Source organism: Neorhizobium huautlense (genome assembly GCF_030811685.1).
Taxonomy (GTDB): domain Bacteria; phylum Pseudomonadota; class Alphaproteobacteria; order Rhizobiales; family Rhizobiaceae; genus Neorhizobium; species Neorhizobium huautlense_A.
In genome coordinates this window covers 938-14,434 of record NZ_JAUSRF010000010.1, presented here as the reverse complement: position 1 = coordinate 14,434, position 13,497 = coordinate 938, and the positions used below count along the sequence as shown (strand labels likewise).

Here is a 13,497-nt window from a genome sequence, read left to right as displayed (position 1 = left end):
CCGCACGATGGTCGCCAGCGGAAACTTTCGTGACATCAATCAGGCCATCGATCTGGGGCGAAGCGGTTTCTCGATTTCGACGGCAACCCACCCATGGCCGCAATCCGCCACGCCGCGGCGTGCCGGTGTCAGCTCCTTCGGCATCGGCGGCACCAATGCGCACGTCGTTCTTGAAGAAGCGCCTGCCCTTGAAAAGCAGAACCGGAGCAATTCAACCGGACCATATCTCCTGATCTGGTCCGCCAAAACCGCTGTTGCGGCTGATATTCTGGCCGACCGGCTGGCCGACAGCTTTGCCGCAGCGCCGATGTCGGCGGAACGGCTGGTCGACATGGCCGCCAGTCTGGCAACCGGCCGCCGCGGTTTTGACCATCGTCGATATCTGCTGGTGACCGATCCACAGGCGGCGGTGGCAGGCCTGCGCAACCGGACTTACGAGGCACATGATCTCTCGCAGGCGAAAACCTCCCGGCTCGTCTTTGCCATCGACGATACCGATGCCCGGCCGGAGATCGGCCATCATCCTTACCGGAACGAGCCCGCATACCGTCAAGCCCTGCTGGATTTCACGGCAACGGCCGAACGCCTTGCCGGCATCGACCTCAATACGCCGAAGGATGTCGATCACGACCAAAAACTCTCGCCCGTTGCGTCAAGGCTGAAGTCGGTGGCGAACCAATATGCCCTGGCCCGCGCGTGGATGGACTGGGGTGTGCGCCCCACAGCGATCATCGCTTCGGGATCGGCCAGACATATCGTGCCATGCCTCATGGAAGGCACTCCGCTTGAGGACGCCATTCAAAGACTGAAGCAGGAATATGAATCGGCGACCGATGCGGGCCATTTACGCCGGTCCATGATCGCTCCAAATCCACGCGATATATCGCAGGCTATCGTGTTGACCATGGCTGGGGACCGTGCAGCTCCCGGTCACCTGCCCGTTTCGCTGATGTCACTTTCCGCCCTGCCCTCAAACTCGTCCGACGTGGAGGCGCAACGCCATATATTGGCGACTGCCGCCATGCTTTGGGCCCATGGCATCGCGATCGACTGGCGGGTTTTCATGCGCCGTTCGGGCGATCGCCAACATGTATCCCTCCCATCCTACCCCTTTGCCGAGGATCATCACTGGATCGGCGAGGACGAAAAACCGGATCGCGCCGACGCGACGGGCCATCGGCGCATGCCGGAGGAGCAGGCAGGCGATACGATAGAAACGTCACTTCTGGAGATCTGGAAAACGGCGCTTGGCGTGGAAGCAATCACGCTCGATGACGATTTCTTCGATCTTGGCGGACATTCGCTGATCGCCGTCGATATCGTGGACAGCATTCGCAGCCGCTGGCCCGTCGCCCTGCCGCTGCAAAGCCTGTTCGAGGCCACCACGATACGAAGCCTTGCCGGGCTTATTCGCACGGCACAAGTCGAGCAGGAAAGGCGCGTGTCATGAAACCAGCACAGCCGCTTTCTTCGGCCCAGAAACGTCTCTGGTTCATTTCAGCACTTTCACCGAAAAGCTCTGCCCTGCACATTTCCTCGGCTTTGCGATTTGAGGGCAAACTCCGGCTCGACGTTTTGGATTGCGCGCTTCTCGACATTCTGGAGCGACACGAGGCCTGGCGTTCCATATTCCCCTTGGAAGACGGGCACCCCGTTCGGTACGTGCTCGATACGCCGGCTTGCGCGCTGGAGACACGTTCAGTCGATGAGCAGGATCTGGCGGCAACCCTTCACGACGAAATCAATTGCCCGCTCGACATCCGGCGCGAACGTCCTGTTCGTTTCATCCTGCTGCAGATAACGCCCGAAAAATCGGTGTTTTGCGTAGTGGCGCATCACATCATATCCGACGGCTGGTCGATGATGGTTTTCTGGCGGAAGCTTTGCGACATCTACACGGCGCGTCTTTCCGGTCATCCTCACGCCGTGACGGCGGCAGCCAGTATCCCGGAAGCCGGTCTGCCAGGCGAACTGGAACCTGAAAAACTTTCCGCCTTGTCCGCATGGTGGCGATCCTATCTTGGCGCAGCACCTTCCGGCTGCGAATTGCCCAAGGATTTCGATCGGCAGCGCGCCGCCACGTTAAGGGCAAAACGATACAGCGCCCTCTTGCCGACCACTACGACGGAACGCCTCCAGCGCCTCGCCGGGAAGGAAAAAGCGACGCTCTACATGGTGCTGCTTGCCGCCTTTTCCCTGCTGCTCGGGCGGCTTTGCGACCGGCCAACCGTTTTTGTCGGCTGCCCCATGGCCAACCGTCACGCAGCCACGCGCGATGAACTAGGCCTGTTTCTGGATGCGACCCTCATCAAGATCGAGATGGATGAGACGGAAAGTTTTCGCGACCTGCTGGGAAGAGTGCGCGGCAGCTGCCTGAGCGCATTTGCGCATGCCGACATGCCTTTCGACCGTCTTTTGCAGGAATTGCGGCAGGACAGATCGCCAACGGCAACACCCTTGCTCAACGTCATGCTTGTCCATCAGAACCAGACCGCGAGCCTTCCGGCCTCCTTACCGCCACCGCTGGTGGCCAGCGTCATGCCGCTTTCGCCATCGGAAACAATCGCGGACCTGACACTCTACACGGCTCAAACAAGCGATGGGCTGACACTCACCTGGGAATATGCAGCCGACTTTTTCCACGAAGCATCCGTTGAACGGTGGAATGCTCAGCTTCTGACAATGCTGGATGCTGCGGCTGCCGACATGGATATCGGTCTGAACGCTGTCAGTGCGCCTCATATATTGCCGGTGCGCACGGAGCCTGCCCCGGATCGCCATCACAACATACCGCATGCCTTCTTTGAGACGGCGACATCACGCCCTGATGACATTGCCCTCCTTTGCCCCGACGAAACTGTGACCTACCGGTTGCTTTCTGCTCGCGTCCAGCAGATTGCCAAGCGACTGACATCGCTTGGTGTAGGCAGTGAGACGCCCGTCGGCGTCCTCATGCGCCGCTCGCCCGATATGGTCGCAACGCTTCTGGCAATCATGACGGCAGGGGGGGCCTATGTGCCGCTTGATCCGGACTATCCGGCGGGCTGGCTCCAATCCATAGCGGAAACAGTTCGGCCACCGGTGATCTGTGTCGATGACGATATCCCGGAGGAACTGTCAGGACGGCTGACATCGGCAACCGGCGCCACGTTGCTCGCTGTCTCAGCCGTGTTACGCGACCACCAGGCTGGCGCATTCTCTTCAAACCAATCCGAGGGAATACAGCCTGACAACCTCGCATATGTGCTGTTCACGTCCGGTTCCACAGGCCGCCCGAAAGGTGTGATGGGAACCCATCGCGGCATCATGAACAGGCTTTCATGGATGTGGGAGCGCTGGCCTTACAAGCCCGACGAAGTTGCTTTCCATCATGTTTCCTTGAATTTCGTCGATTCGGTCTGGGACCTTTTTGGCCCACTGCTTGCCGGCACAACCGTCGTCCTGGCGCCCGCCCGCATTGGCTACATGCCGAGTGATTTTCTGGATATCTGCCGCCGGCAGCGGGTCTCGCGCCTGACCTTGGTGCCCGCACTTCTCGGCGCACTTCTCGAAAGCGCGGCAGAGGACGAGGTTTTCCTTCCCGACCTCACGCTGTGCATTTCAAGCGGCGAGCGTCTGCCGCATGCACTGGCATCGCTTTTCATGAAACGTTGCCCGCAAGCGACGCTGCTCAACCTTTATGGTTCCGCAGAGGTTGCGGCCGATGTCACCTGCCACCGGGTGATGGATAGCGACATGCGCTCTGCCTCGATACCGATCGGTGAGCCGATTGCGGATACGCTGATCACGCTTCTTGATCCAAAGGCCCGGGCAGTCATTCCGGGTGCCTGGGGTGAAATCCATGCAGCAGGCGCGGGTCTGGCGCGCGGTTATTTCGGACAGCCCGCGCTGACGGCCGAGCGGTTTGTGCCCCATCCGGCAGGTCGGCCAGGAGAACGCCTTTACCGGACCGGCGATATTGGCCGGCTGAATGGCAACGGCATGCTGGAACTTGGCGGACGGCTCGACCATGAAATCAAGATCCGCGGCATACGGATACAGCCGGGCGCCATAGAAGACATTCTCCGCAGCCATACGGGCGTCGAAGATGCGGCAATCGTTACACGTCCCGGCTCATCCGGCACACCGATCATCCTTGCCTATGTTGTGGCCGATGATCGAATTGGTAGCGCCTCGTCCCTAGCCGACATGCTGCGAGAGCGGCTGCCGATGGCGATGCGACCGTCAGCAATCCATATTGTCGACCACTTGCCACGGCTCACAAATGGCAAGATCGACCGCGCCGCCTTGGCAGATGTGCCGGTCAAGCTTCTGCCGACCTTGCCGAACAGACCAGCGGGCAGGCTCGAACAACAGCTCGAAGGCATATGGCGCCGCCTCCTGTCCCCTCTCGGCAGCAGTGATGACAGCAGGCCGGTACTCATCGACAGGGATGCGAACTTTTTCGACATCGGCGGCCACTCGCTGCTTCTGGCGCGGCTTCAGGCGAACATTCAGGATGCGCTGGCGATGGACGTTGATCTTATTGATCTTCTCCGCTTCCCGACAATCCGCACACTTGCGGAAGAGCTGTCAGGGAAGGGCAGAAATCACGCGCCATCCCTCGATCAGCCGCAGGTCAACCGTATCGCACAGCGACAGCGCCTGGCCGGTGCCGGGATGCAAAGAGGAAGGAAATCGTGATGGATAATTCTTCCCGCCTCGCGCCCGCCCATCATACAGATGCCCAATTACGCAGAAATGGCATTGCCGTGGTCGGCATGGCCGGCCGTTTTCCAGGCGCTCCCACAGTCGAAAAGCTCTGGGAAAACCTTGTTGAAGGCAGGGTCTCCATCGTCTCGCTCGATGACGACGATCTTGAAGATGCCGGAATAAACGAGGCCACCAAAAACAGACCGGACTATGTCCGCGCGGCTGCGCTGATAGACGATATCGACATGTTCGATGCCGAGCGATTTCGTCTTTCCGCCGGCGAGGCCGCCATCATGGATCCGCAGCACCGCGTTTTTCTGGAATGTGTCGGGACGGCGCTGGACGATGCGGGCCATGATCCGAAAAGGCTCGCGGGATCCATCGGGCTTTATGCCGGATGCAGCATGAGTTCCTACCTGATTTCGAACCTGCTCCCGAATGCGGGTTTCATTCAGGATACAGGCGTGTTCGAGACGGCGCTGGCAAATGACAAGGACTATCTGACGGCCCGCGCCGCCTATCATTACGATTTGCGCGGTCCGTGCGTGGGCGTGCAGACAGCCTGCTCCACCTCGCTGACCGCCGTTCACCTTGCCTGCCAGAGCCTGCTGTCGGGCGAATGCGACATGGCGCTTGCCGGCGGGATCACGCTGCGCGTACCGCAGAAAGCCGGCTATGTTCACAATCCCGGCTCCATCCTGTCACGCAGCGGTCGCTGCCGCCCGTTCGACGTGACCGCCGATGGCACGGTTTTCGGCAACGGCGTCGGGATCGTGGTCCTGCGACGGCTGGAGGATGCCTGGGCGGATGGCGATCGCATTCTGGCGGTCATCGCTGGTACATCGCTGGTGAACGAGGGCGCCGACAAGGCCGGCCTGACCGCACCGAGTGCGGCGGCACAGGCCCGTGTGATTGCCGAGGCTCAGGCCATGGCAGGTGTTACGCCGGCAGATATCGGCCTTGTGGAAACACACGGGACCGGAACGGCGCTGGGCGATCCGATCGAACTGTCGGCACTCGCCGATGTTTTCCTGCACGGAGACAGGCGGCCCGGGGGATGCGCGATTGGCACTGCCAAGGCCAATGTCGGGCATCTGGATGTCGCCTCCGGTGTCACCGGCCTGATAAAGGCGTGCCTTGCCGTGCATCACGGCATCATTCCGCCGAGCCGGCATTTTTCGCAACCGGGCTCGGCAGTGACCACGTTTCTTGCACCCTTCCCCCGGGCACCCTTCTTCATCAATACCGAGCCGGAACATTGGGTCGAAGACAGCGGAATGCCGCGCCGCGCCGGTGTCAGTTCCTTCGGCATTGGCGGAAGCAACGTGCACGTCGTGCTGGAACAGGCGCCGGAGCGCGGACAAGTCCGGAGGGCATCACGTTCCGTTCAGGTTCTGCTTCTGTCCGGACATACGCCGCAGGCTCTGGAAGCGGCCACAGCCAATCTGCGCGATGATCTCGCACATTCGCGGGCAGAGACGATTTCGGATGTAGCTTACACATTACAGCAAGGCAGGGCGCGACTTGCATATCGGCGAATGCTGGTGGCGAGAAGCCTTCCCGAAGCCATTGCCGGACTTGGAGACCTGTTGCTCCCGCAAGCAATCGCCACCGCAGAACCTGCGACTGAAAAGCCCGATTTTCGCAACCGGGCGATCATCCTGGCCTTTACCAATCTGGGCCGTGAGTACAGGCAATACGGCCGCGCTTTCTACGACGAAGAACCCGGTTTTCGAGCGTATTTCGACATTTGCCGCCAAGCTTTTCTCGATATTTCCGGCGTCGATTGCCTCGATCAACCGGCCGGCGCGGAACAGCCAGGGACCGCCACCTATGGCGCATTTGCATTCCAGTATGCTCTCGGCCGCCTTCTGATCGATCGTATCGGATCCCCTGCAGGACTGGTCGGTTTCGGGCTTGGCGAACTGGTTGCCTCGGTCATATCCGGCGCGATCGATCTCGACACTGCAGCAGAGTTTTTGAAAAGCCCGTTATCCGGCCCCGCGCAGATATCCCTGCCGAACACTGCCAAGATACCTTTGCTATCGGGAAAAACAGGCGTCTGGACTACGGTCGAAGAACCTCTTTCTGCTCATCGGTATGATCTTGAGACGAGCGACCACAATCGTGCCCTTCAGGCAATCCGGGAAGCCGATCTGGCCGTCATCGAAGTGGGCACCGAGGACGGCTTCGTAAACTCGGCGAAACGGCTTGATTTGCCTGCCATTACCTGCCTGTCAAAATCGACAGACAGCGTGCGTTCATTCAACAATGTCCTGGGTCAGTTGTGGCTCGACGGCCATGATGTCGACTGGTTTACCGCCGACGTGGACATGCGGCGCGTGGCTCTGTCTCCTTCCGCCTTGCTGCGCAAACGCCACTGGATCGATCCGCCGGGAGACAGGCCCGTTGACGATCATCGACCGTGCTTTGCGGCTGAGCGTGTTTCACCGACAACGCAGCCGTTGTTACATCAGCCAGCCTCTTCTCCCTCGGGGTTGGCTGCTCTTGTCACGGGCATCTGGGAGGAGGTCCTGGGCACGGCGCCAATTTCTTCGGATGACGATTTTTTCGATCTCGGTGGCCATTCGCTGCTCGCCGTAAAAGTCGTTGCGCGATTGAGAGCCGCCCTGCCTGTCGAGATCCCGCTCGACATCTTTTTCGAAGCAACCACCGTGGCCACGCTTGCCGAAAGGCTTGAGGCCCACCTGCAAACAGCGATCGATCAGATGAGCGATGAGGAAGCCGAAAAGCTGGCAGCGGTTTTCGCCGATGCGGACGGCATGGAGGATCTGCAGCCATGACCTCCGCCGATATCGGGTATCAACAAACATCCGCAGAGCCTTCACGCGAGCCATCAGCGCCGCAGGCAACACCCGTTTCCGATACAAAAAGCCGCCTTATGCGGCGCTTGCTCCACGGGCGGGCGCTGGATCAGCGAATACCCAAACGGCAGGAAACGGAGCCGCTTCAACTGTCTCTTGCACAGGAGCGCTTGTGGTTCCTCGAGCAATTGACGCCTGGCACGGCCATGAACAACGTGGCTGGCGCCATGATTCTCAATGGCGAACTCAACGTCACGGCCTTGCGGGAAGCGCTCAGTCTTCTGGTCGCGCGTCATGACACGTTACGCACGCGCTTCGTTTCAGAGAAGGGCGAACCGTGCCCCGTGATCGGAAGCGAGCCTGAATTTTCATGGTCGGAAACGGATGCTGAAGGCGATCAGGATGACGATATTGATGCAGACCTGCAGCAATGGGCGGCGGCACCCTTCGATCTCGAACACGGGCCACTCTTGCGGGCCTGCCTGTACAGGCTCGGGGGGAACCGGTTCATCCTTGCCATGGCAATACATCATATTGCCTGCGACGGCTGGTCACTACAGGTGATCACACGGGATCTCGCGATTTTCTATGGCGCAAAGACCAATTCGACCCATCCCCTGCCGCCGACACTGACTTTGTCCTACTACGATTATGCGATCTGGCAGCGACGGCATCTCGATCATCCGCAGCTTCGCAAACAGCTTGATTACTGGCGAGAGCAATTTTTGCACCTTCCCCCATCTGCCTATCCATGGCGTGACGGTACGGGAGATACGACTGCGGCAGGCGGGCAGGAAAGCGCACTTCTGTCACCCGAAATCGCCGGAAAAATTGCGACCTTCGCGCGTGAAACACGCACAACACCTTTCATGATCACGCTTGCGGCCTTCAAGGCTGTTCTGCACAGAATGGCGGGGGAGACCGATATATGCATCAATACACCCATTGCGAACCGTGGCAGGCCGGAAACCGAGCATCATGTCGGCTTCTTCGTCAACATGCTGCCGCTTCGCACGGATCTGTCAGATGATCCGTCCTTTGTGAAACTGGTGGAGAAAGAGAAAGCAGTCGTCCTGTCTGCATTTGCAAATTCAGACATGCCGTTCGAAGCGATTGTCAAGGAAGTTCGGCCGGAATGGGCAACGGTCTGGCGTAGCCTGGTGCAGATTGCCTTCGCCTATCACCAGCAATTTGCAACACCATCCGTCAAAATATCCGGGATCACGGTCGAGCCAAAGCCGCTTTTTGCCGGCGCGGCCGCTTTTGACCTCATGCTTTCGCTACACGAGGGCGAAGATGGGCTGCGTGTCACACTCGATTTCTCCGGCGATGTCATGTCTGCCGAAACGGCTCGAACACTGCTTTCCTCATACAGTTCGTTTCTGGAGGATGGCCTTGCATCATCGCATCAGACGATTTCCCGGGTTCGATTGTTGAGTGCCGGTCAACAGTCCGAAGTCGTCAAAAAAGGACGACGGGAGACGTCTTTCATTGTCGGCGACACCTTGCATGCTGCAGTAGCACGGCAGGCGAAACAAAATCCGCATGCGCCGGCACTGTCGTTTGACAGCGCGATGGTGAGTTATGGCGAACTTGAACGACGGGCAGAAAACATAGCTCGCCGCCTGCGGGCCAAGGGGGTGAGATCGGAAGCCAAGGTCGGCTTATGTCTCACGCGATCACCAGAACTCATCATTGCCATGCTTGGCATTCTGAAAGCCGGCGCTGCCTATGTTCCGCTCGATCCCGCCTACCCACCTGAAAGACTGGATTTGCTCGTTCATCTGGCGAGGCCAGAGATCATCATCACCCGTCAGGGGCTGATGCACGATACCGGCATCATGCTGTTTATCGATGACATGACCGAGGACGATCTCCCCGCCGGAACGATGGCAGGTGATAATCGCCCGATCATTTATCCCGACAATGCCGCCTATGTGATCTTCACCTCCGGTTCGACCGGAACACCGAAGGGTGTCGTCGTCACTCATGCCAATGTCATGCGCCTGCTGGACGCAACCAGACCGCTTTTCTCTCCGGACCATCATGATGTCTGGAGCATGTTTCATTCGGCATCCTTCGATTTTTCTGTCTGGGAAATATGGGGGGCACTGCTGACAGGCGGACGTGTAGCCATTCTTGACACCGAGACCAGTCGCGATCCGATCGCGCTCTGCACCAGACTTCACGCGGAACGCGTCACCATACTCAGTCAAACACCTTCGGCATTCCGCTCGTTCATCCCCGCAGCCTTGCAGGGCGGAATTCCCGAGAGCCTGCGGTTGGTCATTTTTGGCGGCGAAGCGCTCGACAGGCGGATATTGACACCCTGGTTCGAACGCTTCGGTGATCAGCGTCCGAAACCCGTCAACATGTATGGCATTACCGAAACCACGGTCCATGCCACGCACGAGGTGATCAGCCAACAGTCCATCTCCCGACAAGGCGCCAATAGCATTGTTGGCATGCCGCTGGCAGATCTCGACATATTTTTGGTCGATCAGCACGGCTTGGCCGTAGCGGATGGAATGCCGGGGGAAATCCTGGTGGGCGGTGCCGGTCTCAGCCGTGGTTATCTCGACGACCCGGCACTGACGGCAGAGCGGTTCGTCTGCTCCGATCTCGCTTCTCCCGGTGAAAGACTGTACCGCAGCGGCGATTTGGCACGAAGGCTGCCGGATGGCAGGCTCAGCTATCTGGGACGCATCGACCAGCAGCTTAAACTCAGAGGATTTCGTATCGAGCCCGGAGAGGTGGAGGCCTGCCTCAGGCGCCACCCGCACGTCATGGATGCCGTCGTGCGGACAGTGGAACGCAACGACGGCGATCTTGGTCTCGTCGCCTATGTCGTTTCGCGCCCAGCCGAAATCGACGAGACAGAACGCCGGAACATCGTTGCAGCATATCGAAATGTCTTCGACGACACATACAGGCCCGATGAGGCAGAAATCTCAAACGCCGATTTCGATATATCCGGCTGGGTCCATAGCGGTTCCGGCTTGAAGATGAGCTTTGAGGAAATGCGTGAATGGGCGGACGCAACCCTCAACCGTCTTGTCGGCTTGCCGGGAAAACATGTCCTGGAGATTGGCTGCGGCATGGGCCTTCTGCTCGATCTGGCGAAATTCTTCGAAACCTATACCGGGACCGATATTTCCGAGGTGGCACTGCGACATGTTCGCCATCTGGCTGAAAGAAGGAACCTTGAAAATGTGCGCCTCGAATGGCGGGAGGCAGAAAACTTCGAGGGCATCGGGCGCGGGGATTTCGACCTTGTCGTGCTCAATTCCATCATCCAGTATTTCCCGGACCCCGTCTATCTGACCAGGGTTCTCGACCAGGCAAAGCGGGCGATGAATGAAGCGGGGACGATCTTTGTCGGCGACGTTCCCGACCTGCGGCTTCTCCCGGCCTTGTATGCAGGCATTTTATGCCGTGAACTTGATCCTTCAACCACGTCTTCGTATGCGAGCCAACTGCTTCGCCAGGCCATTGACAATGTTCGTGAAATCCGCGCGACACCTGCCTTCTTTCACGATCACTGCCGAACTCGTGGCGCGTGGGCAGATGTCCAGATCAAACGCGGTCGTCATCACAACGAGATGACATGCTTTCGTTACGATGTGATCATGTATCCGGGGAGATCGACCATGATTCAGCCGGAATGGCTGTGCGCGTGGAGCACTGTCGGAAGCATTGAAGCACTGGTGCAAACGGTGAGCGCTCAACGCCCCGCGACATTCGCTGTTTTGTCCGTTCCAAACAACCGCGTATATGTCGATACATTGCTGGCGACATGGCTTTTGTCTCCGAGCATCGACACGGCCGAGACCTTGGACATGATGGTCACAAAGGCCCGCCACGCCGCGAACGAAATCGGCGCGATCGATCCGGAACAGATCTGGGCAATTGGGCTGCAGCTTGGCTACTCCATACGGATAGCGCCCTCACCGGTCACGCCCGCCCTGATTGATGTGATGGCGACGCATGAGGATGCAGCTGATTTCGACTATCCCTGGCAATTGCCGGAAATGGTGGTCGCCGAACAGACGGAACCGGTCATCTGCAACCCCCTCGCGACTGCCACCGAACGCAGCATCCTGGCCGATATTCAGACCTTTCTGCGCATGAACCTTCCAGCGCATCTCCTGCCTGATTTCATTATTCCGCTGTCCCGAATTCCACTGACTGCGAACGGTAAACTCGATATCACCGCACTCCCCTCCCCGAGAAATCATGCCACATTCACTGAAACGAAAGGGCGAGCCCCTGAAACAGGTGAAGAAACACGACTTGCAGAAATATGGTGCAGGTTGCTTGGCTTAAAGGCGGTATCGGCCGATGACGATTTTTGGGATCTTGGCGGCCATTCACTGATTGCGGCCCGGCTGATGTTCGAAGTCTCTTCGGCCTTTGGCATACACGTGCCATTGATGACACTATTTCGCAATTCGACACTTGCCGGCATGGCCGCAACCATTACGCGGGCCATGTCCGCTTACGAGACAGCACTGCCTGCGGCCCGCGCAAATGCCGAGGAAAGCGAGGCTTACTGGAGACAAGAGGCTCATCTGCCCGCCGACTTTTCGGTTCATGTCGGCGGAAAGCCTGGTCGTGGCCTGTTCGTGACCGGCGCCACCGGTTTTCTGGGCGCATATCTGGCAAAAGAAGCATTGCAGGATGATGCTTTTGACACAGTATTTTGCCTTGTGCGGGCAGGGGATGATGCCGAAGCCGCGATACGCCTTCGGCAAACATTGATGGATCATGACCTTTGGGAAGACAAACATGCACGGCGCCTGCATGCCGTCGCGGGAGATCTCGGCCATGACAGACTGGGCATGACGCCGGAAAGATTTCAAGAGATGGCAATATCCGTCGGTACGATCCTGCATGCGGGCTGCCGCGTGAATTTCGCGGAACCCTACAGCCTTCTGCGAGCCGCCAATGTCGAAGGGACACGCCGCCTGCTTCACTTTGCCTCCACAGGCTCCACCAAGCCGTTCCATCATGTCTCGAGTCTTGGTGTATTCGATGATGGCGACATGACAGCGGCGCATGTCTTGATGGAAGACAGGGTTCCTGGGTTTCCGCAAACTCTCGATGATGCCTATAGCCAGACAAAATGGGTGTCGGAGGAAATGATACGCGAGGCGGGGCGGCAAGGCCTGCCCTACACCATCTTGAGACCCGGGCGCATTGGAGGCCATTCGATCACGGGTGATTGTCCACCGGACGATCTGCTCTGGCTTGTCGTACGTGCCTCCATCGTCGCCGGCGCGTTGCCATCTCTCGATCTTCCGCTTGATGTCTCGCCTGTTGATTACGTGGCAAGGACGATCATGGCCATTGCACGCGGATCAGGAGCATCCGGAACGGCATACCATCTCAACAATGTCATGCCCGCCCGTTTTGCCGATATGCAGACCTGGCTGAAACAGGCAGGTTATTCTTTGCCCCTTCTGGCATATGACAGATGGCGCTCGCTGGTTTTCGACGCTCTTCTGTCGTCGGATACGGAAACTTCCGGCAAGGATTTGCTCAGGCTCCTTCCGCTTCTTTCTCCCAACTCTCCCGATTTTCTGAAAGCGGCACGGGAGGCCAGAGCCGATAACAGAAATGCACGAATGATCGTGAATGCACTGTCTCTCCCCTGTTGCCCCCCTATCGACGGCTCCATGGTGACACGGTTTCTCTCATCACTTCAGGCGCGTGGAAAGCTTGCTACACCAATGTCCAACACGTCTTATTTCCAAGGGAGCTTGCAATGAGTAATGCCGACGAATCTGATCGCATCCTCTACAATGTCGTCATCAATCACGAGGAACAATATTCCATCTACCCTGCAGAACGGCAACCGCCACTCGGCTGGAAAGCCGTTGGCATCCCCCGGTCGAGGGAGGAATGCCTCCAATATATTTCCGAGGTCTGGGTCGACATGCGTCCGCTCAGCCTGCGACAGGCAATGGCGCAACGATAG

At 58.6% G+C, this 13,497-nt stretch carries 5 protein-coding genes (1 of these 5 running past the window's edge); all 5 read left to right on the top strand.

Going from position 1 to position 13,497, the window contains the following annotated elements; genetic code table 11:
* Tightly spaced (each overlapping or abutting the next), the 5 genes in view from J2T09_RS15540 to J2T09_RS15520 form a layout consistent with a single transcriptional unit that may run on beyond the window.
* On the top strand, positions 1–1,450 hold the 3' portion of the coding sequence (locus tag J2T09_RS15540; RefSeq protein WP_306836233.1) for a non-ribosomal peptide synthetase. It extends 5,189 nt beyond the left edge of the window; only the last 1,450 of its 6,639 coding nucleotides appear in the window; the start codon falls outside the window, past its left edge; its stop codon occupies positions 1,448–1,450.
* Positions 1,447–4,683, top strand: a complete 3,237-nt coding sequence (locus J2T09_RS15535; RefSeq protein WP_306836231.1) for a non-ribosomal peptide synthetase — start codon at positions 1,447–1,449, stop codon at positions 4,681–4,683. Before J2T09_RS15540 ends, J2T09_RS15535 begins: the two co-directional genes overlap by 4 nt.
* Positions 4,683–7,496, top strand: a complete 2,814-nt coding sequence (locus J2T09_RS15530) for a type I polyketide synthase (protein WP_306836230.1) — start codon at positions 4,683–4,685, stop codon at positions 7,494–7,496. Before J2T09_RS15535 ends, J2T09_RS15530 begins: the two co-directional genes overlap by 1 nt.
* Positions 7,493–13,288, top strand: coding sequence for a non-ribosomal peptide synthetase (locus tag J2T09_RS15525; protein WP_306836228.1), 5,796 nt, complete (start codon positions 7,493–7,495; stop codon positions 13,286–13,288). Before J2T09_RS15530 ends, J2T09_RS15525 begins: the two co-directional genes overlap by 4 nt.
* Positions 13,285–13,497 carry an MbtH family protein gene (locus J2T09_RS15520; RefSeq protein WP_306836226.1) on the top strand — a complete coding sequence of 71 codons (213 nt, stop codon included), beginning with the start codon at positions 13,285–13,287 and terminating at the stop codon, positions 13,495–13,497. The genes J2T09_RS15525 and J2T09_RS15520 overlap by 4 nt, the downstream gene beginning before the upstream one ends.

What these genes read in the sequence shown, in the direction of transcription:
- J2T09_RS15535 (WP_306836231.1), top strand. Translation starts at nt 1,447, where the DNA reads ATGAAACCAGCACAGCCGCTTTCTTCGGCCCAGAAACGTCTCTGGTTC.
- J2T09_RS15530 (WP_306836230.1), top strand. Translation starts at nt 4,683, where the DNA reads ATGGATAATTCTTCCCGCCTCGCGCCCGCCCATCATACAGATGCCCAA.
- J2T09_RS15525 (WP_306836228.1), top strand. Translation starts at nt 7,493, where the DNA reads ATGACCTCCGCCGATATCGGGTATCAACAAACATCCGCAGAGCCTTCA.
- J2T09_RS15520 (WP_306836226.1), top strand. Translation starts at nt 13,285, where the DNA reads ATGAGTAATGCCGACGAATCTGATCGCATCCTCTACAATGTCGTCATC.